Genomic DNA, 20,288 nt, shown 5'->3' on the forward strand with positions numbered 1-20,288 from the left:
CTTGGGAAATGTGAGCGTCAATCGCAAGCTTGGCATCGGCTTTGGCCTGGTGTTGCTCCTGACCCTGCTGATCACCGTGAATGGCTGGACGGGCATGAGCAGCATCATCAGCCGCGGTGACAAGCTCGGGTACATTTCCAGCCTCAATGAGCTGACCAAAGACCTGCGCATTGCTCGTCTGGACTATGAAATGCGTCGCGGCGAACAAGGTCCGGCAGCGGTCAGTGACTTGTTGGGCAAGCTTGAAGAGGGCCTGCAAGGCGCTCTCAAGGTGATCGTGCAACCGGCTAATGTGGCGATGCTCAATCTGCAGGTCGAAGCCGTCAGCGAGTACAGACACGCCTTTGCCGACATGACCCAGGCCACCACCAACCGCGAAGCGGCCCGCGCCAAACTCGGCGCCAGCGCCGACAACGCCGTAGCTCGCGTGGCAGAAGTCGAAAAGGTCCTGCTGCAAGGCGACAGCGTCACCCAGTTCAACAGCGTCATCGAGCTGGGCAAGTTGATCCAGCAGGCACGCTTCCAGGTGCGTGGCTACACCTACAGCGGCAAGGTCGAGGCTGAGCAACCGGCGCTGGACGCCATCGACAACGCCTTGAAGTACCTCAAGGCCCTGCCGGAAAAACTCCCGGAGCAACACACCGCCAACCTGCAACAAGCTACCGACTCGTTGATCGCCTACCGCGCAGCCGTCAGCCAATACCGCGACTCCCAGGTGGCCAGTGCCACCGCCCTCAAGGACATGGCCAAGCAAGGCGACTTGCTGTTCGAGCTGAGCAAGAAACTCTCCGCCGCACAAACTATCGTGCGTGACACCGAAGCCACCCATGCCAAAAACACCCTGCTGCTGGCGACCGCGCTGGCGCTGGCGTTCGGCCTGCTCGCAGCCTGGGCCATTACCCGACAGATCGTTATCCCGCTGAACCAGACCCTCAAAGTCGCCGAGCGCGTAGCCGCCGGGGACCTGACTCACAACCTCATTTCCCAGCGTCGCGATGAACTCGGCCAACTGCAATGCGCCATGCAGAACATGACCGTTGGCCTGCGTGAATTGATCGGCGGTATCAGCGAAGGCGTGACACAGATCGCCAGCGCTGCCGAAGAACTCTCTGCCGTGACCGAGCAGACCAGCGCCGGGGTCAACAACCAGAAGATTGAAACCGACCAGGTGGCCACCGCCATGAACGAAATGGCCGCCACCGTGCAGGAAGTCGCACGCAACGCCGAGGAAGCATCGGAAGCCGCCGTCGCCGCTGACCAGCAGGCCCGCGAAGGCGACAAGGTGGTCGGCGAAGCCATCGCTCAGATCGAACGTCTGGCGACCGAAGTGGGCAACTCCACAGAAGCCATGGGGCATCTCAAGCGTGAGAGCGACAAGATCGGCAGCGTGCTGGATGTGATCAAGTCCGTGGCCCAACAAACCAACCTGCTGGCCCTCAACGCCGCCATCGAGGCTGCACGGGCCGGTGAAGCCGGACGTGGTTTTGCCGTGGTTGCCGACGAAGTGCGCAGCCTGGCGCAACGCACCCAGAAGTCCACCGAAGAGATCGAAGAGCTGATTGTCGGCCTGCAAAGCGGTACACAGCAGGTCGCCACCATCATGGAAAACAGCCGTAGCCTCACCGACAGCAGCGTTGAACTGACTCGCCGCGCTGGCGGTTCGCTGTCCAACATCACTCGCACGGTCTCGGCGATTCAGGCGATGAACCAGCAGATCGCTGCAGCCGCCGAACAACAAAGCGCCGTGGCCGAGGAGATCAACCGCAGCGTGCTGAACGTGCGCGACGTTTCCGACCAGACCTCGGCCGCCAGCGAAGAAACCGCGGCCTCCAGCGTCGAGCTGGCACGGCTGGGCACCCATCTGCAGATGCTGGTGGGCAAGTTCAGGGTTTGAGGTGATGCCGTCGCGAGCAGGCTCGCTCCCACAGGTGTCCTGTGTGAAGCACAAATAGTGTGCACACCGAAAATCGACTGTGGGAGCGAGCCTGCTCGCGATAGCGGTCTGAGAAGCGCTGGAGTTAGAGAACCTGCCGCAAAAACGCTTGAGCTCGCGGGTCCTTCGGCGCGTCGAAGAACTCGGCCGGCGAGGCGTCTTCGAGCAATTTGCCGTGATCGAAGAACAGCACCCGATCGGCAACTTCCCGCGCAAAGCCCATTTCGTGGGTCACGCAGACCATGGTCATACCTTCCACGGCCAGGGTCTTCATCACGTCCAACACTTCGCCGACCATTTCCGGGTCCAGCGCCGACGTCGGCTCATCGAACAACATCACCTTAGGCTCCATGGCCAGCGCCCGGGCAATCGCTACGCGCTGTTGCTGACCGCCAGAGAGGCGTGACGGAAACTCGTGGGCTTTCTGCGCGATGCCAACTTTTTCCAGCAGTGCCAGAGCCTTGGCCTCGCGCTCCTGCTTGCCGCGCTTGCGCACGACTTTCTGCGCCAGGCAGAGGTTTTCCAGCACCGTCATGTGCGGGAACAGGTTGAAGTGCTGGAACACCATGCCGACTTCACGGCGGTAAGCATTGACGTCGGTTTTCGGGTCCGCCAGTTGCAGACCGTCGATGCTGACCGAGCCCGAGTCGAATGCTTCCAGGCCATTCAGGCAGCGCAGAAAGGTCGACTTGCCGGAACCCGAAGGGCCGATCACCACCAGCACTTCGCCCTTGGCCACCTGGGTGGTGACGTTATCGACCGCACGGACCACTTGGCCGCGGGTGTCGAAGACTTTTACCAGATTGCGGACTTCAATCACTTTGCGCGAGCCTCCGCTCAAGCCGGCTGGCGATTTTCGACAGCGGCAGGTTGATCAACAGGTACAGACCCGCCACGCAGAACAGGATTTCGAACGGCGAGAACGAGGTGGTGATAACTTCACGGCCACTCTTGAGCAGCTCGGTGATGGCGATGACCGACACCAGCGAAGTGTCCTTGACCAGACTGATGAACTGCCCGGCCAACGGTGGCAGCACGCGCTTGAATGCTTGCGGCAACACCACGTGGCGCATCGACTGGCCAGCGCTCAAACCCAGCGAACGGGCGGCTTCGTTCTGCCCACGGGCAATCGATTGCACGCCAGAACGAATGATCTCGGCCACATAGGCACCGGTGAACAGCGACAGTGCGGCGATCCCGGCAAATTCGCGGGACAGGTTCAGCACCGTACCGATGAAGAAGTAGAAGATGAATATCTGCACCAGCAGCGGCGTACCGCGCACCAGCTCGATGTAGACGGTCGACAGATCACGCAGGGTCGGGTTGTTCGACAGCCGGCAGAGGCCGGTCGCCAGGCCGATCAACAGCCCGAGCACGCCCGACACCAGCGACAGCCACAACGTTGTCCACAGGCCCCACAACAGCGGTCCTGCCGCCCAATGCCGGGTCACGCCAACCACATCGCCTTCCGCCACATCGTCGCCACGGGCCACTTGCAGGCTGTTGTCATCAACGCTCAGCCGCTGTTCGACCCCGGCGTCATTGCGCAGGGTCACTTCGGCCTTGCCGCCAGTGCGCACCAGCTCGCTGACGGTGGAAATGTCAGCGGCACGCTGGGTTTCTTCGGCCTGATAGGCGAAATACTGCGGCACGCGGTTCCAGCGCCATTCGTAAGACATCAGCGAGGTGGCGTAATACAAGGCGCCAGCCATGCCGATCAGCACCAGCACGGTCAATACGTGCCAGGGCCATTGGGCTTTTTTCTGTTTCATTGCGAAATTCTCTGTCACTCGTTCCCACGCTCTGCGTGGGAATGCATCCTGTGACGCTCTGCGTCACGCTTGCGAAGGGACGCGGAGCGTCCCGGGCGGCATTCCCACGCAGAGCGTGGGAACGATCAGGGTCAGGTGTTATTCCATATCCTTGAGCCAGGCGGAGTCTTTGAACCACTTGTCATGGATACGATCGTAGGTGCCGTCTTCGTGGATCTGGTGCAGGAAGTTGTTGATGAAGTTGATGCTGTCGTAGTCACCCTTCTTCAGACCGAAGGCCAATGGCTCGTAGGTAAACGGCTTGTCGAGGAATACCAGTTTGCCGTTGCCGACCTTGTTCACTGCCACGACGTTGTAAGGCGCGTCGTAGATGAAGGCGTCAGCCTTGCCGTTGACCACGTCGAGCACAGCTTCCTGCTCGTTGTCGTAGCCGTGGTACTTGGCCTTGGAGATCAGCTTCTTCGCGACCATTTCACCGGTGGTGCCGAGCTTGGAAGTAATGCGGTAGTCGGCGGTGTTCAGGTCTTTATAGGAGGTGATGGTGCCTTCCAGTTCCTTGCGGATAAGCAATGTCTGGCCGACCACGATGAACGGTTCGCTGAAATTCAGGCGCAGGTTGCGTTCCTGGGTCAGGGTCATGCCACTGCCGATCATGTCGAATTTGTCGGTCATCAGGGCCGGGATGATCCCGTCGTAGCCGGTGGAGACCATCTCCAGCTTGACGCCCATGGCCTTGGCCATGGCTTTGAGGATGTCGACTTCGAAGCCGATGATCTCGCCACGCTTGTTGGTCATTTCAAACGGCATGTAGGTCGGGTCCATGCCGACTTTCAGCGTGCCACGCTTGACTGCGTCGTCGATGGCGCCGGCGTGCGCCGCGTTGACGGCAACCAGTGCCGTGACGCCAAGCAGCAGCATCGAGAGATACTTCTTCATCATCAACTCCCCTAACCCATAGTGTTGTCAGGCGCACAAAAAGCCGATTTTCTTTTTAAAACCGACAGTTACGGACAGAAAGTTGTCCGGGCGCACAAAGAGGGTGGCGATGCTAACGCACTCGTCCGTTTGCACAAGGGGGTGGTAGGGGATTTGTTGTTTTACCGATGATCGTTCCCATGCTCCAGCGTGGGAATGCCGCCCGGGACGCTCCGCGTCCCTTCGTAAGCGTGACGCAGAGCGTCACAGGATGCATTCCCACGCAGAGCGTTGGAACGATCAATGGGCCAAGAAAAAGCCCCGCATCTTTTCAGAAGCGGGGCTTTTTCATCAGGCCGGTTGTGCCTGTGCGCTCAGCGGTCTGAGCGGTAACAGCGGTGCGTGAGGATCGGCTTTCACCGACGCTCGCCAGGCACCCAGCCACTCGACGTGACCTTCGCTCCAGACCTGCTCATGCAGGCGACCCAATGCCACCGGATCGCTCAGCAATTGCAGGCGTTCATGGTTGTTCAACCCGGCAGGGCCGGCTTTCAGCGCATGGCGAACCCGTTCGATACGCAGCCACTCGATCGGCTCGGCCTGACCGTGACGCGAAGTCGCCAGTGCGCAAGCCAGGGCATTCTGCTGCGGATCGACCACGGCGCGGATGAAGCCGTCGTTCAGTGCGTGCCAACGGTTTTCGTGGGTGTACTGATCGGTTGCCAGCAAGGCCTGCGGCGGTGCGTATTCCTCAGGAATCAGGAACAGGCTCTCGTCACGGGATTTGAGGCCCAGTTTCACGCGGCTGGAGATCACCGACACCGGGATCGACAGCATCAACGAACCGACGATCGGTACCAGCCACCAGAGGAAACTCGGGTTCAGCCAGACCACCAGCAAGGCCCAGAAAAAGCCCAGCAAGGTTTGCGGACCATGACGGCGTACCGCTTCGCTCCACGGCGTGGAGTCGTCGTCACGTTGTGGCGAGTTCCAGGTCGCCGCCCAGCCGAGGAACGCAGCGAGTACGAAACGGGTGTGGAAGATCATCCGCACCGGCGCCAGCAGCATGGAGAACAGCATCTCCAGCAGCATCGACAGGGTCACCTTGAACTTGCCGCCGAACTCTTTCGCGCCCTTGGCCCAGATCAGGATGATGCTCAGCAACTTCGGCAGGAACAGCAGCACGATGGTCGTCGAGAACAACGCAACGGCCTTGTCCGGGTGCCATTGTGGCCACAGCGGATACAGCTGTCGTGGTTCCATGAAGTACTGCGGCTCCATCAGCGTGTTGACCGCCAGCAGCGCCGTCGACAGCACCAGGAAGAAGAACCACAGCGGTGCCGACAGGTACGACATCACGCCGGTCAGGAACACCGCGCGGTGCACCGGGTGCATGCCCTTGACCAGGAACAGCCGGAAGTTCATCAGGTTGCCGTGGCACCAGCGACGGTCACGCTTGAGCTCGTCGAGCAGGTTCGGCGGCAGTTCTTCGTAGCTGCCGGGCAGATCGTAAGCAATCCACACGCCCCAGCCGGCACGACGCATCAGCGCAGCTTCAACGAAGTCGTGGGAAAGAATCGCCCCTGCAAACGCGCCTTTACCGGGCAACGGCGCCAGGGCGCAGTGCTCGATGAACGGCTTCATGCGGATGATCGCGTTGTGGCCCCAGTAGTGGGATTCGCCCAACTGCCAGAAGTGCAAGCCGGCGGTAAACAGCGGACCGTAAACCCGGGTGGCGAACTGCTGCATGCGCGCATACAGCGTGTCCATGCCCGAGGCACGTGGCGCGGTCTGAATGATCCCGGCGTCCGGCGTGGCTTCCATCAAGCGCACCAGACTGGTCAGGCATTCGCCACTCATCACGCTGTCGGCGTCGAGTACGACCATGTACTTGTAATCACCGCCCCAACGACGGCAGAAGTCGTCGAGGTTGCCGCTTTTGCGTTTCACACGACGGCGACGGCGGCGATAGAAGATCTTGCCAAAGCCCTTGGCTTCGCGGCAGACGTCCAGCCAGGCTTGCTGCTCGGCAACGCAGATATCGGTGTCGTTACTGTCACTGAGCACAAAGAAGTCGAAGCGGTCCAGGTCACCGGTGGCGGCGACCGACTCGAAGGTCGCGCGCAAACCGGCGAACACCCGCGGTACGTCTTCGTTGCAGATCGGCATCACCAACGCGGTGCGAGCGTCCTTGGGAATCGGCTCGTTGCCGGCGCTGGCGCCGGAAATGCGGTACTTGTCGTGCCCGGTGAGCAACTCGAGGAAGCCCATCAGTGCCGTCCAGAAACCGGCCGATACCCAGCAGAACAGAATCCCGAACAGAATCAGGATGCTGGTTTGCAAGGCATAGGGCAGCACTTGCGTGGCAGTCTGGATCAGCGGTTGGTGCAGGACTTCGTTGAGGTCGACGAACGACCAGCCCTGGTAAGGCATGATGCCTTTCATGTACCAGCCCGCAACGATGGTCTGGCCCAGCATCAACACCAACAGGATGTAGCGGCGGATCGAACCGACGGTACGCCAGCGAGCCGCCGGCAGCACGCGCTCATCCTTCGGCGGTGCCGGAGGGTTGGTGCGACCGGTCAGGCGACGCCAGCCACGCACCAGAATATTGGTACGCCATGGCTCGGGCACGACCTTGGTCCGACGAATCGGCGGGGTTGCCTTCAGACACACACGACCGGCGGCGTCGAGCGCCAACATCTCGGCTTCTTCCAGCTCCTCGGCGGAGTTGAGGGTCAGCCGGCGACCGACCGAAGCCTGGTTCGCTTCGCCCGGTGCGTCGAAGGTCGGCGACGACAGACGCTCATGCAGTTCGCTGAAAGATGAGCAGCCCGCAAGTTCTGCGCGCTGCTCATCGGTCATTGGCAGGTGTGCCAGATACTCATTGAGAGTTTCTGGCTGTACTTGGGAATTACTCATCGGCTGGCAACTGGTAGCTCCAGGTCTCGGTCAGCACTTGTTCAGTCTTGGCTGCATCCGGGGCCGGAGATGTGGCAGGGGCTGCTTCGGCAGCGGCAGGCTGCTTGGCATCTTTGTCTTTCGCGTCCTTGGATTCCTTTTCCTTCTTCTCGAGTTGCCTGGCGGCGATCTTGTCGGCCTTGGCAATGGAAGAATTGGCGTATGGCACCGAGGCCTTGACCGGCTCAGGGGAAGCGATTTCCTTGACCAGCGCAGCACGCATCTCGGTGGATTTGCTTGGGTCCTTGATCTTCATGCGCAGGGTCAAACGCCAGCCCTGGGTTTCAGGGTTGTAGCGCACGCTGTTCTCGACCACTTCGGCGTTGTCGCCAACACTGACCTGGCTGCGAACGGGTGCGTCTTCTGGCAGCGCCTTCAGGGCCGGCCCGGCGAAGTCCACCAAGTAGGCAACGCTGCCATCCGGTTGACGAATCAGGTTGGACTGTTTCACGTCACCCGTGGAGCGCAGGGTCTGTTGCACCCAGGCGCTGTCTGCCGAGTGCAGTGCAGCTTCGTCGATGGTCCAGTGCAGACGGTAAGCGAAGTCCAGCGGTTGACCTGGCTCAGGGAGTTTTTCCGGGCTCCAGAAGGCAACGATATTGTCGTTGGTTTCGTCGGCAGTCGGGATCTCTACGAGGTCGACGGTGCCTTTGCCCCAGTCGCCTGTTGGCTCGATCCAGGCGCTTGGGCGCTTGTCGTAGCGGTCATCGAGGTCTTCGTAGTGGCTGAAATCACGGCCACGTTGTAGCAGGCCGAAACCACGCGGGTTCTCAACCGAAAAGTTGCTGACGGCCAGGTGTTTCGGGTTGTTCAACGGGCGCCAGATCCACTCGCCGTTACCGGCATGGATCGACAGACCGCTGGAGTCGTGCAGTTCGCGACGGTAGTTGAGCACTTTCGACGGCTGGTTGGCGCCGAACAGGAACATGCTGGTCAGAGGCGCGATACCCAGTTTGCTGACTTTGTCACGCAGGAACATCTGCGCCTTGACGTCGACAATCGTGTCGCTACCCGGACGCAGGGTCAGGCGGTAGGCGCCGGTGGCACGCGGCGAGTCCAGCAGGGCGTAGATCACCAGGTGTTTGTCGGTCGGCTTGGGCTGCTCAATCCAGAACTCGGTAAAGCGCGGGAACTCTTCACCGGACGGCAGCGCAGTGTCGATCGCCAGGCCACGGGCAGACAGGCCATAGGTGTGGCCTTTGCCGACGACGCGGAAGTAGCTCGCGCCGAGCATGGTCATGATTTCGTCTTGCTTGTCGGCCTTGTTGATCGGGTACAGCACACGGAAGCCGGCATAGCCGAGCTGCTCGGTGGATTTAGGATCGACTTTCACGTCGCCGAAATCGAAACGACTAGGGTCGTACTTGATCTCTTCAACGGTGTTGGCGGAGATTTCGTTGATCTTCACCGGCGTATCGAAGTGCATGCCCTGGTGATAGAACGACAGCTTGAACGGGGTTTTCTGGTCGGCCCATTCGGCTTTTTCGGTCAGGAAACGAATTTTCTGATAATCCGCAAATTTCATCTCACGGAATTCGTTCGGCAGATTGCTGCGCGGGGCTTCGTATTTCTGCCCGGCCAGCTCTTTTGCCTTGGCCGACACATCATCCAGATTGAATGCCCAAAGCTGGCCAGCGCTGAGCAGGCAAAGCAAAGCAGAGCCCGTCACCAGTGCGTTTCGTAACCGTTTGGCAGACAATTTTGGTGCATTACAGGGACTAACAATCACGAGCAACCCTCGCCGAAAACAGATCAAAAAACCAACGGCCAGCTATCTATATGCCAGGTTGGCGAGCATTGTTCCGACTCCGATGGGGCTAAATGATTCCCCAAACGGTGCGGACAAGTCTCTACCTAAGTCAAAAATGGGCCAACGAACGCTGATCCCCGTAGCGCGGGATTATCTAGTAGGCCGCGTTACAACGCATCAGGGGTAACAAAGTATTTATCGCGAAAAACCCCTGTTTTCGACCGAAACACGCCTGAAAAGATGTTTCAAGTGTCTTCAGGTCTGTAACAGGAAGGTTACCGGGCCATCATTGACCAGATGCACCTGCATGTCTGCGCCAAATCTACCTGATGCCACTTTGCCATGTAACTGCTGCGCTTTGGCCAATATATAGCCAAAAAGCTCTTCTCCGAGTGCCGGTGGGGCCGCGGTAGAAAAGCTCGGACGCAAACCACTTTTGGTATCGGCGGCCAGGGTGAACTGCGAGACCAACAGCAAACCTCCGCCGACATCGGCCAAGGACAGATTCATCTTGCCCTCGGCGTCACTGAATACCCGATAGTTAAGCAGCTTATGCAGAAGTTTGTCGGCGCTGGCCCGTGTGTCTTCCGGCTCAACCGCCACCAGCACCAGCAAACCCTGGTCTACAGCGCCAACAACCTCCCCCGCCACTTCGACGCGTGCATTTCGCACGCGTTGTAACAGGCCCTTCATGCTTCTTCAGGCGGTAGATCAAGCAAACGCCGGGCCATCTGGCTGGCCGCACGCACCAATGCATCGGTGATACCCGGCTCGGACGCTGCGTGTCCAGCATCGCGGATCACCTGCAGTTCGCTGTTCGGCCAGGCCTGATGCAGCTCCCAGGCATTATCCAACGGGCAGATCACATCGTAACGGCCGTGGACGATGACGCCTGGCAAATGGGCGATCTTGCCCATGTCGCGAATCAGCTGGTTGGGCGCAAGGAACGCGTTGTTGGTGAAGTAGTGGCATTCGATCCGGGCAATCGACAGCGCGCGCTGCGGCTCGGAGAAGCGGTCGACCACCATCGGGTTCGGCCGCAAGGTAGCCGTGCGGCCTTCCCAGGTCGACCAGGCCTTGGCCGCGTGCATCTGGGCAATCTGGTCGGTGCCGATCAAGCGTTTGTGGAATGCGCTGAGCAGGTCGTCGCGCTCGTCCAGCGGGATCGGCGCGATGTAGTCCTGCCAGTAATCCGGGAACAGACGGCTGGCGCCAGCCTGGTAGAACCATTCGATTTCCTGCGGGCGGCAGAGAAAGATCCCGCGCAGGATCAGACCGTGCACACGCTCCGGGTGGGTTTGTGCGTAGGCCAGGGCCAGGGTCGAACCCCAGGAGCCGCCGAACAGCACCCATTTCTCTATCCCCAAGTGCTGGCGAATCCGCTCAAGGTCGGCGACCAGATCCCAGGTGGTGTTGTTTTCGAGGTTGGCGTGGGGGGTGGAACGACCGCAGCCGCGCTGATCGAACGTAACAATGCGATACAGGTTCGGATCAAAATAGCGTCGACTCTGCGCATCACAGCCAGCCCCCGGACCGCCGTGAATGAACACCACCGGCAAACCTTCCGGTGAACCGCTTTCGTCGACGTACAGCGTGTGTATTGCATCGACGGCCAGATCGTGCCGGGCGTGGGGTTTGATCTGCGGGTACAAAGTCTGCATTGCGCGCTCCGTAAGGGGTCGAGGTCATCCCTGGGGGGACTTCAATTATTCTGCCGTCCGGCATCATAAACCCGAATTACCTGAATGAGCATGCCCGCAAAAAATCAGACTTCGCTTACAAGAAACCGATGCAAATATGCCAACAGGGTTTCATAGAGCAGATCCACTTCCGCGACCTCGCCCCTGCCCCGCAAACACCCGTGAATCAGCCCTTTGCCCGAATACAGACTGACCTCGCCCCCGGCGGCTTCAAGTCGCTGGGCATAACTGACACCGTCATCGCGTAGCGGGTCGAACTGCGCGACGGCGATCATCGTCGGTGGCAAACCGCTGAAATCATCGGCGAGCAATGGCATGGCGTAGGCCGAAGGGTGCCGCGTACCACGCAAGTACAACGCGTGATAGCAGTCCAGGTCGCTGCTGCTGAGTAGCGGCGCGTCGACACATTCGCTGCGCGATGGAAGCCTGGCGTCACCGCCCAGTCCTGGGTAAATCAAGACTTGTGCGCAGGGCAAGCGCTCGCCCCGGTCGCGCAATGCCAGGCACAACGCGGCGGCAAGATTGCCGCCAGCGCTGTCACCCGCCACCAGCATCCGCTCAGCGTTAAATGCAAACGGGCTCGCTCCCGCGCACAGCGCCTGCCAGACGCTCAAGCAGTCATCGAACGCCGCCGGAAATGGATGCTCCGGTGCCAGTCGGTAATCAACGGCTATCACCAGCACGCCCAGTGCCGTCGACAACTCGGTGCAGATGAAGTCGTGCGAATCCAGATCCCCCACCACCCAGCCACCGCCGTGCAGATAAAGGATGCACGGCCAACCCGAATCCGGCGGTGAAACCGCTGGCTGGTAAGACCGGACGCGAACGCCTTCCAGCGTGAGGTCGGTGACCTCCAGCCCTTCCGGGCGAGCCGGGGTAAATGCCCGACACATTTGACTGTAAGCCTGACGCAGCCCCTCCAGGCTGCTGTCAGGACTGCTGAAGCTGAGGGTTTTCTCGACAAATGCCGAGAGCTGCGCAGAGATCGGATAGTCAGGCATAAAGTTCTCGGCCACTCAGAGTTTCAGGCTGGCCTGTACCGCCTTCACACCGTCCTTGCCATCGAAACTGCTGACACCCGCCAACCAACGCTGAAGATCCTCGGGATGGTCACGCAGCCATTGGCGGGCAACTTCCTGTGCGGTCTTGCGCTCCATGATCGGCACCATCAACTGGCTTTCCTGAGCGGCGGTGAATGTCAGGTTTTCCAACAGACGGTTCACGTTCGGGCAACGCTGGGCATAATCCGGCGCGGTCACGGTCGAGACCGTCGCCGCACCTTCGTTAGGGCCGTAGACATCCTCGCTGCCGGTCAGGTAGTTGATCTTCATGTTGATGTTCATCGGATGCGGGGTCCAGCCGACGAACACCACGAACTCCTTGCGATTGACCGCCCGCTGCACGGCGGCAAGCATGCCGGCCTCGCCGGATTCGATCAGCTTGAAGTCCTTGAGGCCAAAGTGATTGGTCTCGATCATGGTTTTGATGGTGGTGTTGGCGCCGCTGCCCGGCTCGATGCCGTAGATCTTGCCACCCAGTTGGTCTTTGAATTTGGCGATATCGCCGAAAGTCTTCAGACCCGCTGCCGCGACATAGTCAGGCACCGCGAGGGTGGCCTGGGCATCAGACAGGCTGGGTTTGTCCATGACTTTGAGTTGATTGGCGGCGATGAATGGCGCGATGTTTTTGTCCATCGCGGGCTTCCAGTAGCCGAGGAAGATATCCAGGCGTTTGTCGCGGATGCCGGCGAAGATGATTTGCTGCACGGCGCTGGTTTGCTTGCTTTCGTAGCCAAGCCCGTTGAGCAAGACATCGGCCATGCCACTGGTGGCGATCACGTCGGTCCAGTTGACCACGCCCATGCGCACCGATTGGCAAGACGCCGGTTCGCTGGCAAAGGTGTTGGCGCTCAGAAGTGCGGTACCGGTAAGGATTAACAGACAGCGATTGAACAGTCGTTTCATCGGGAAGGCTCGCTCGGCAGCTGGTTATTGTGGGCCCGGTGTCTTCGTGCACCGTGGCCACAACGTTACGCAGCGTCTGAACGACAAAAGCGACCTGTGGCGACCGTGTTTTGCACAGTGGCGACCGCCTGCGATCGTTCCCACGCTCTGCGTGGGAATGCCTCAAGGGACGCTCTGCGTCCAGTGACGCGGAGCGTCACGGGCTGCATTCCCACGCGGGAGCGTGGGAACGATCCTCAACAGGATTATGCGCAGTAGTGTTTCTGCGCCCAAGCCAGCAAGCCTTGCAGCAGTTCCTTGAGCACCACTTGAGTCGGCGCTGCCAGGTCAGGCCGATAGCGGAACGGTTCGACCTCTTCCATGTAAGTGCACTGCCCCAATTCCAGCTGCACCGCGTGGATGTTTTCGGCCGGGTTGCCGTAATGACGGGTGATGTGGCCGCCCTTGAAGCGCCCGTTAAGCACATGGCTGTAATCCGTGTGCCGGGCGCAGATGGCTTCGAGCTGGCTGGCCAGCTGTGGATCGCAACTGGCGCCGTTGAAGGTGCCGAGGTTGAAGTCCGGCAGCTTGCCGTCGAACAGGTGCGGGATCACCGAACGGATCGAATGCGCATCGAACAACAACGCATAACCGAACTCGGCCTTCAGCCGCGCCAGTTCTTGCTGCAAGGTGCTGTGGTACGGCGTCCAGACCTTTTCCAGGTAGGTCGCACGTTCCTCAGCCGAGGGCTCCAGCCCTTCGCGGAACAATGGCACGCCGTCGAACAATGTTGCCGGGTACAGACCGGTCGTCGCACCGACATACAACGGCTTGTCGTCGGACGGCCGGTTGAGGTCGATGACGAACCGCGAATACTCGGCGGCCAGGGTGCTGGCACCCAGCTCGGCGGCGAATTCGTAGAGCGTGGGAATATGCCAGTCGGTGTCCGGCAGGCCTTGCGCCTCGGGGATCAACCCGGCTTCAACCGCAGGCGTCAGACGCACGCCAGCGTGAGGCATGCTGATCAGCAACGGCACCCGGCCTTGTTTGAAGTTCAGAACCTTATCCACAGCTGTTCTCCTATAACTCGACTTCGACGCCGTGACGCACGACGCGTTTTTCCAGGTCACCGCCCAACCAGTACGACAGGTCGGCTGGGCGATCGATCTGCCAGGCCACGAAGTCAGCGACTTTGCCGACTTCGAGCGAGCCATGGGTTTGCTCCATGCCCAATGCCTTGGCGGCGTGAATGGTCGCGCCGGCCAGCGCCTCTTCCGGGGTCATGCGGAAACAGGTGCAGGCCATGTTCAACATCAACCGAACCGACAGCGCCGGCGAGGTGCCAGGGTTGAGGTCGCTGGCAATGGCGATTTTCACCCCATGCTTGCGCAAGGCATCCATCGGCGGCAACTGGGTTTCCCGCAGGAAGTAGAAGGCTCCCGGCAGCAGCACGGCAACAGTGCCGGAGGCGGCCATGGCGATGGCGTCGTCTTCGGTCATGAACTCCAGATGGTCGGCCGACAACGCGTGATAACGCGCCGCCAGGCTGGAGCCATGCAAGGAGGAAAGCTGCTCGGCATGCAGCTTCACCGGCAAACCGAGTTGCTGCGCCGCGACGAACACCCGCTCGACCTGCGCAGGCGAAAACGCCAGGTATTCGCAGAACGCATCCACCGCATCAACCAGGCCTTCGGCCGCCAGCGCCGGCAGCATTTCGCTGCAGATATGGTCGATGTAGTCGTCGGCGCGGTCGGCGTACTCTGGCGGCAAGGCGTGAGCGGCCAGGCAGGTGCTGCGCACACTGACCGGCAGTTCGGCACCGAGGCGACGGATCACCCGCAGGATCTTCCGCTCACTGGCGAGGTCGAGGCCATAACCGGATTTCATCTCGATGCTGGTCACGCCGTCACGCAGCAGGCTTTTCAGGCGTTTCTTCGCACTGGCGAACAGTTCGTCCTCGGTCGCCGCACGCGTGGCGCGCACGGTGCTGGCGATGCCACCACCGGCCGCAGCGATCTCCGCGTAGCTCACGCCTTGCAGACGCTGCTCGAACTCTGCGCTGCGGTTGCCACCGAACACCGTGTGGGTGTGGCAGTCGATCAGGCCCGGAGTGACCCAGGCCCCCGCGAGGTCATGGACCTCGGGGTATTCGCCGGATGGCAGCTCGCTACGTGGGCCGATCCACTCAATGTGCGCTCCTGACGTCACGATGGCGGCATCCTCGATGATCGAGTAAGTGCCCTGCGCCATGCTTGCAACGTGGCAGTGTTGCCAGAGAGTTTTCATCCGAGGCCTCCGTTAGTTATCGATTAGAAAAAGAAGGATCACGCGCGACCAGAGCTGCCCGCCCTGCCGCCGGTTTGACCCATGTCAGGTAGGCCAGTACCAGCAACACAATCCAGACCACGCCGACGATCAGCGCCGCTTGGGTATCCGGGAAATAGCCCAGCACGCCGAAGACAAACAGCATGAAGGCAATCGCCGCCATCGGCGCATACGGCCAGAACGGTACCGGGAATTTCAGCTGCGCCACTTGCTCGGCGGTCATGGAACGACGCATCGCCACCTGGGTGAACAAAATCATCAGCCAGACCCAGACGGTAGCAAAGGTCGCAATGGACGCGATCAGCAGAAACACGTTTTCCGGGATCAGGTAGTTCAGCAACACGCCCAGCAGCAACGCGACGCTCATCACCACCACGGTCATCCATGGCACGCCATTGCGCGACAGACGGGCAAAGCCCTTCGGTGCGTGCCCTTGCTGGGCCAGACCGAACATCATGCGGCCAGCGCCGAAGATGTCACTGTTGATCGCCGAAATCGCCGCCGTAATCACCACGATATTAAGGAGGGTGGCCGCCGAGCTGATCCCCAGCTTATCGAAGATCTGCACGAACGGACTGCCCTGGCTACCGATCTGCTGCCAAGGAAAGATCGACATCAGCACCAGCATCGTCAGCACGTAGAACAGCAGAATCCGCAACGGTACGGCGTTGATTGCACGAGGCAGCACATGCTGCGGGTCTTTGGCCTCACCTGCGGTGACGCCAATGATTTCAATACCGCCAAACGCAAACATCACCACCGCGAACGAAGCGATCAGACCGCCCATGCCATTGGGCATGAAGCCGCCTTGGGTCCAGAGGTTGCTGATGTCGGTCACTTGGCCAGGGGCCGTGCTGATACCGAACAGCATGATGCCGAAGCCCCCGAGGATCATCGCAACGATGGCGGCGACCTTGAGCAGCGACAGCCAGAACTCCATTTCACCGAAGACTTTGACGTTGCACAGGTTCAAGCCGCCGACGATGGAAACGACGCCCAATACCCAAATCCAGCGAGAGACTTCCGGGAACCAGAAGCCCATGTAAATACCGAACGCAGTGACGTCGGCCATGCCGACGATGACCATTTCGAATGCGTACGTCCAACCGAGGATGAAGCCTGCCATCGGTCCCAGGTAGGTGCTGGCGTATTGACCGAAAGAACCTGCGACCGGGTTGTGCACGGCCATCTCGCCAAGGGCGCGCATGACCATGAACACCGCTGCGCCACCAATCAGGTAGGCAAGCAGCACCGCAGGACCGGCCATCTGGATGGCCGAGGCAGAACCGTAAAACAGCCCGGTGCCGATCGCCGACCCCAGTGCCATGAAGCGAATATGTCGGGCAGATAGCCCGCGTTTCAAGCCGTTTGCTGGCTTTTGCATTTCTCGTCCTTAGTTATTTTTATCGGCGGAAATAATTGTTCCCCCATGACACTGATCGTTCCCACGCTCTGCGTGGGAACGATCAGTGTGGGAACGATCATCAGACTTACAGGCTAGGCAGCAACTTCGCCATTACCAGCTCATTCAGGCAGCGCGAAGCCAGCAGTTCGCTCGCGGCGTTGATGTCTGGTGCAAAGAAACGGTCCTTCTCGTAGAACGGTACTTTGGCGCGCAGGGTGCTGCGGGCTTTTTCCAGTTTCGACGAGGTCTTCAGACCGTCGCGCAGGTCCAGGCCCTGGCAGGCAGCCAGCCACTCGACAGCCAGAACACCGCGAGTGTTTTCAGCCATTTCCCACAGACGCTTGCCAGCGGCCGGAGCCATGGAAACGTGGTCTTCCTGGTTGGCGGAAGTCGGCAGGCTGTCTACCGAATGTGGATGTGCCAGTGCCTTGTTTTCGCTGGCCAGAGCCGCCGCAGTCACCTGGGCGATCATGAAGCCGGAGTTCACGCCACCGTTGGCCACCAGGAACGGCGGCAGTTGCGACATGTGCTTGTCCATCATCAGCGAGATACGACGCTCGCTCAGGGAACCGATTTCAGCGATGGCCAGCGCCATGTTATCAGCCGCCATGGCGACCGGCTCGGCGTGGAAGTTACCGCCGGAGATCACGTCACCTTCAGCCGCGAAGACCAACGGGTTATCCGACACGGCGTTGGCTTCGATCACCAACACTTCAGCGGCCTGACGGAACTGAGTCAGGCAGGCGCCCATGACTTGTGGCTGGCAGCGCAGCGAGTACGGGTCCTGAACCTTTTCGCAGTTCTGGTGCGAATCGGAGACTTCACTGCGCTCGCCCAGCAGGTCGCGGTAAGCGGCAGCAGCATCGATCTGGCCTTTTTGACCACGGGCAGCGTGAATACGCGCATCGAACGGCGAGCGCGAGCCGAGCACGGCTTCAACGGTCAGACCGCCAAGGGCCAGGGCACCCGCGAACAGGTCTTCGCCTTCGAACAGGCCACGCAGTGCATAAGCGGTGGACACCTGAGTACCGTTGAGCAGCGCCAGACCTTCTTTGGCCGCCAGGGTCAGCGGCTTGAGGCCAGCCACTTCCAGCGCTTCGGTCGCTTGCAGCCATTGGCCTTTGTAGCGAGCCTTGCCTTCGCCCAGCAGCACCAGCGACATGTGGGCCAGCGGCGCGAGGTCACCGGAAGCACCGACCGAACCTTTCAACGGAATGTGCGGGTAAACCTCGGCGTTGATCAGAGCGATCAGCGCGTCGATTACCACCCGGCGAATGCCGGAGAAACCACGGCTCAGGCTGTTGACCTTGAGCACCATGATCAGACGTACCAACGCATCGCTGATCGGCTCGCCAACACCGGCAGCGTGGGACAGCACCAGCGAGCGCTGGAGGTTTTCCAGGTCTTCGCTGGCAATGCGGGTCGAAGCCAGCAGGCCGAAACCGGTGTTGATGCCGTACGCGGTACGGTTTTCCACGAGGATCTGTTCCACGCAGGCAACACTGGCTTCGATTTGGGCGGAGGCACTGTCGTCGAGACGGACGTTGACCGGTTGCTGATAAACAGCGCGCAGTTGGGCAAGACTCAGTTGGCCAGGGATAAGATTCAGAGCAGTCACATTTATTCTCCTTTTGAGAGTTTTTATGCTCTTTATATAAGAGCAGTTAACTAACCAGACGCTCCGGATGATTCCGTTGTCCGTCGCTGCCCGCTTCTTGAGGGGGTGGCGCCTTGGCACGCTGGCTTTTGTTGAAATCAGTACAGCTTGGGTAACGCGGTTTACAGCAGTATCGGGTCTATCAAAATCAATTCAGTCTGGAACATGGCAACTCGCCTAAACCACCGCCGCACGCCGCTGGACAAACCGGTCGACGTATTCATCGGCCGGCGAGTGAAGGATCTCTTTCGGCGTGCCGACCTGGATCAACTGCCCATCCTTGAGAATCGCAATCCGGTTACCGATGCGCACGGCTTCATCGAGGTCATGAGTGATGAACACGATGGTCTTGTGCAGCGTCTGTTGCAGTTCGAGCAACTGGTCCTGCATCTCGGCGCGGATCAACGGATCTAGGGCACTGAAGGCTTCATCCATCAGGATGATGTCAGTGTCCGCCGCCAAGGCGCGGGCCAGGCCCACACGCTGACGCATACCGCCAGACAGCTGATGCGGGTATTTGTTTTCGTAGCCTTGAAGGCCCACGGTGTTGATCCAGTGCTGCGCGCGCTCGGCGCACACTTGCTTGCTTTCACCACGCACTTTCAAACCGTAGGCAACGTTGTCCAGCACGCTCTTGTGGGGCAACAGGCCGAAGCTCTGGAACACCATGCTGATCTTGTGCCGACGAAATTCGCGCAGGGCTTGCATGTCGTATTGCAGGATGTCCACGCCATCCACCAGGATCACGCCACTGGTCGGGTCGATCAGGCGGTTGATGTGACGTACCAGGGTCGACTTGCCGGAACCCGACAGACCCATGATCACGAATATCTCGCCGGTAGCGATGCTCAGTGACAGATCATTCACGCCTATCACGCAGCCGGTCTCGGCCAGTACCTGATCCTTGCTCTTGTTCTGTCGGATCATGTTCAGCGCGTCGGCTGAACGGTTACCGAAAATCTTGAAAACGTTTTTGACTTCGATCTTGGCGGCGCTGTTCATTGGCTCACCTCATGCCGTGGACGACCGTAGGCTTGAGTAATGCGGTCAATCACCACCGCCAGAATTACGATCGCCAGACCGGCTTCAAGACCGCGTCCGACATTGAGGGTCTGGATCCCCACCAGCACGTCTTCGCCCAGACCACGCGCACCAATCATTGAAGCGATCACCACCATCGACAGGGCCATCATGGTGGTCTGGTTGATCCCGGCCATGATGCTCGGCAGCGCCAGCGGCAGTTGCACGCCAAACAGTTGCTGCCAGCGGTTGGCACCAAAGGCATTGATCGCTTCCATGACTTCGCGATCGACCTGGCGAATGCCCAGATCGGTCAGGCGAATCAGCGGCGGTACGGCGTAGATCACGGTGGCGAAAATCGCCGGGACCTTGCCCAGACCGAACAGCATCAGTACCGGAATCAGGTACACGAAGCTGGGCATGGTCTGCATGATGTCGAGCAGCGGCATCAACACTGAACGCAGGCGATTGCTGCGCGCCGACAAAATGCCCAACGGAATGCCGATCAGCACCGAAATAACCGTCGCCACCAACATCAATGCCAACGTTTGCATGAGCTTGTCCCAGAGGCCGACAGCACCCACCAGGAACAGCAAACCAACGATCACCGCCGTCGTCACCAGCTTGCGGGTCGCGTGCCAGGCAATGCCGGCGACGATCACCAGCATCAACCACCACGGCGCCGCGCGCAGCAGGCCTTCGAGGCTGACGATGGCCCAGAGCAAGGTGTCGGAGATGTGGCGGAACACATCCCCGTAATTGACGACCAGCGAATCAACCCAAACGTTGACCCGGTCGGCGATGGAAAAGGTGAAGCTTTCGGGAAACATAAGAGACTCTCAATCAAGTGGATGTAGCGAACGTCCCGGCCAGCCTCTCGGTTAGCCGGGAGGTATCTGCCTACAGT

The 20,288-nt window shown here is 60.1% G+C and carries 16 protein-coding genes and 1 pseudogene; 2 read left to right on the top strand and 15 right to left on the bottom strand.

Annotated elements, in window-relative coordinates:
• Window positions 1-94: 94 nt before the first annotated feature.
• Both BK658_RS30700 and BK658_RS30705 read left to right on the top strand, forming a co-directional pair.
• Window positions 95-1,036: pseudogene (locus BK658_RS30700) on the top strand (methyl-accepting chemotaxis protein); the annotation flags it as partial.
• Window positions 1,037-1,180: 144 nt separating this feature from the next.
• Window positions 1,181-1,894 (top strand): methyl-accepting chemotaxis protein, encoded by a 714-nt coding sequence (locus BK658_RS30705; RefSeq protein ID WP_404943173.1) that lies wholly within the window; start codon window positions 1,181-1,183, stop codon window positions 1,892-1,894.
• 124 nt (window positions 1,895-2,018) lie between these two features.
• On the opposite strand, the gene BK658_RS09025 is transcribed toward BK658_RS30705, so the two are convergent.
• The 15 genes from BK658_RS09025 to BK658_RS09095 all read right to left on the bottom strand — a co-directional run bounded on the left by BK658_RS09025 (window position 2,019) and on the right by BK658_RS09095 (window position 20,211).
• Window positions 2,019-2,753 (bottom strand): amino acid ABC transporter ATP-binding protein, encoded by a 735-nt coding sequence (locus BK658_RS09025; RefSeq protein ID WP_123582014.1) that lies wholly within the window; start codon window positions 2,751-2,753, stop codon window positions 2,019-2,021.
• Window positions 2,746-3,705 carry an amino acid ABC transporter permease gene (locus tag BK658_RS09030; RefSeq protein WP_123582015.1) on the bottom strand — a complete coding sequence of 320 codons (960 nt, stop codon included), beginning with the start codon at window positions 3,703-3,705 and terminating at the stop codon, window positions 2,746-2,748. The genes BK658_RS09025 and BK658_RS09030 overlap by 8 nt, the downstream gene beginning before the upstream one ends.
• 138 nt (window positions 3,706-3,843) lie before the next feature.
• A complete protein-coding gene (locus BK658_RS09035) occupies window positions 3,844-4,641 on the bottom strand; it encodes a transporter substrate-binding domain-containing protein (protein ID WP_123582016.1) in 798 nt (265 codons plus the stop codon).
• A gap of 330 nt (window positions 4,642-4,971) precedes the next feature.
• Window positions 4,972-7,542: a glucans biosynthesis glucosyltransferase MdoH gene (mdoH, locus tag BK658_RS09040; RefSeq protein WP_123582017.1), complete on the bottom strand. Its 2,571-nt coding sequence runs from the start codon at window positions 7,540-7,542 to the stop codon at window positions 4,972-4,974.
• Window positions 7,535-9,310, bottom strand: coding sequence for a glucan biosynthesis protein G (locus tag BK658_RS09045; protein WP_123582018.1), 1,776 nt, complete (start codon window positions 9,308-9,310; stop codon window positions 7,535-7,537). The genes mdoH and BK658_RS09045 overlap by 8 nt, the downstream gene beginning before the upstream one ends.
• A gap of 276 nt (window positions 9,311-9,586) precedes the next feature.
• The gene (gene dtd, locus BK658_RS09050) at window positions 9,587-10,024 is read right to left on the bottom strand and encodes a D-aminoacyl-tRNA deacylase (RefSeq protein WP_123582019.1); all 438 of its coding nucleotides are present in this window, start codon (window positions 10,022-10,024) and stop codon (window positions 9,587-9,589) included.
• On the bottom strand, window positions 10,021-10,992 hold the full coding sequence (gene pip / locus BK658_RS09055; RefSeq protein WP_123582020.1) for a prolyl aminopeptidase: 972 nt from the start codon (window positions 10,990-10,992) through the stop codon (window positions 10,021-10,023). The genes dtd and pip overlap by 4 nt, the downstream gene beginning before the upstream one ends.
• 104 nt (window positions 10,993-11,096) lie before the next feature.
• Window positions 11,097-12,032: an alpha/beta hydrolase gene (locus tag BK658_RS09060; protein ID WP_123582104.1), complete on the bottom strand. Its 936-nt coding sequence runs from the start codon at window positions 12,030-12,032 to the stop codon at window positions 11,097-11,099.
• A gap of 15 nt (window positions 12,033-12,047) precedes the next feature.
• Window positions 12,048-12,995 carry a choline ABC transporter substrate-binding protein gene (locus tag BK658_RS09065; RefSeq protein WP_123582021.1) on the bottom strand — a complete coding sequence of 316 codons (948 nt, stop codon included), beginning with the start codon at window positions 12,993-12,995 and terminating at the stop codon, window positions 12,048-12,050.
• Between the two features lie 245 nt (window positions 12,996-13,240).
• Window positions 13,241-14,044: an N-formylglutamate deformylase gene (hutG, locus tag BK658_RS09070; protein ID WP_123582022.1), complete on the bottom strand. Its 804-nt coding sequence runs from the start codon at window positions 14,042-14,044 to the stop codon at window positions 13,241-13,243.
• Between the two features lie 10 nt (window positions 14,045-14,054).
• Entirely contained in the window at window positions 14,055-15,260 is a 1,206-nt protein-coding gene (gene hutI / locus BK658_RS09075) for an imidazolonepropionase (RefSeq protein ID WP_123582023.1), read from the bottom strand.
• Between the two features lie 16 nt (window positions 15,261-15,276).
• Window positions 15,277-16,683 carry an amino acid permease gene (locus BK658_RS09080; protein ID WP_123582024.1) on the bottom strand — a complete coding sequence of 469 codons (1,407 nt, stop codon included), beginning with the start codon at window positions 16,681-16,683 and terminating at the stop codon, window positions 15,277-15,279.
• Between the two features lie 106 nt (window positions 16,684-16,789).
• Entirely contained in the window at window positions 16,790-18,322 is a 1,533-nt protein-coding gene (gene hutH, locus BK658_RS09085) for a histidine ammonia-lyase (RefSeq protein ID WP_123582025.1), read from the bottom strand.
• A 216-nt stretch (window positions 18,323-18,538) separates the two neighbouring features.
• Window positions 18,539-19,363, bottom strand: a complete 825-nt coding sequence (locus tag BK658_RS09090) for a quaternary amine ABC transporter ATP-binding protein (RefSeq protein WP_123582026.1) — start codon at window positions 19,361-19,363, stop codon at window positions 18,539-18,541.
• On the bottom strand, window positions 19,360-20,211 hold the full coding sequence (locus tag BK658_RS09095; protein ID WP_123582027.1) for an ABC transporter permease: 852 nt from the start codon (window positions 20,209-20,211) through the stop codon (window positions 19,360-19,362). Before BK658_RS09095 ends, BK658_RS09090 begins: the two co-directional genes overlap by 4 nt.
• Between the last annotated feature and the right edge of the window lie 77 nt (window positions 20,212-20,288).

The organism is Pseudomonas brassicacearum (assembly GCF_003732175.1).
GTDB lineage: Bacteria > Pseudomonadota > Gammaproteobacteria > Pseudomonadales > Pseudomonadaceae > Aquipseudomonas > Aquipseudomonas brassicacearum_G.

Bases quoted from the DNA above. Each gene is read 5' to 3' on its own strand.
- BK658_RS30705 (WP_404943173.1), top strand. From the start codon at position 1,181: ATGAACGAAATGGCCGCCACCGTGCAGGAAGTCGCACGCAACGCCGAG.
- BK658_RS09030 (WP_123582015.1), bottom strand. From the start codon at position 3,705: ATGAAACAGAAAAAAGCCCAATGGCCCTGGCACGTATTGACCGTGCTG.
- BK658_RS09035 (WP_123582016.1), bottom strand. From the start codon at position 4,641: ATGAAGAAGTATCTCTCGATGCTGCTGCTTGGCGTCACGGCACTGGTT.
- mdoH (WP_123582017.1), bottom strand. From the start codon at position 7,542: ATGAGTAATTCCCAAGTACAGCCAGAAACTCTCAATGAGTATCTGGCA.
- dtd (WP_123582019.1), bottom strand. From the start codon at position 10,024: ATGAAGGGCCTGTTACAACGCGTGCGAAATGCACGCGTCGAAGTGGCG.
- pip (WP_123582020.1), bottom strand. From the start codon at position 10,992: ATGCAGACTTTGTACCCGCAGATCAAACCCCACGCCCGGCACGATCTG.
- BK658_RS09060 (WP_123582104.1), bottom strand. From the start codon at position 12,032: ATGCCTGACTATCCGATCTCTGCGCAGCTCTCGGCATTTGTCGAGAAA.
- BK658_RS09065 (WP_123582021.1), bottom strand. From the start codon at position 12,995: ATGAAACGACTGTTCAATCGCTGTCTGTTAATCCTTACCGGTACCGCA.
- hutI (WP_123582023.1), bottom strand. From the start codon at position 15,260: ATGAAAACTCTCTGGCAACACTGCCACGTTGCAAGCATGGCGCAGGGC.
- BK658_RS09080 (WP_123582024.1), bottom strand. From the start codon at position 16,683: ATGCAAAAGCCAGCAAACGGCTTGAAACGCGGGCTATCTGCCCGACAT.
- BK658_RS09090 (WP_123582026.1), bottom strand. From the start codon at position 19,363: ATGAACAGCGCCGCCAAGATCGAAGTCAAAAACGTTTTCAAGATTTTC.
- BK658_RS09095 (WP_123582027.1), bottom strand. From the start codon at position 20,211: ATGTTTCCCGAAAGCTTCACCTTTTCCATCGCCGACCGGGTCAACGTT.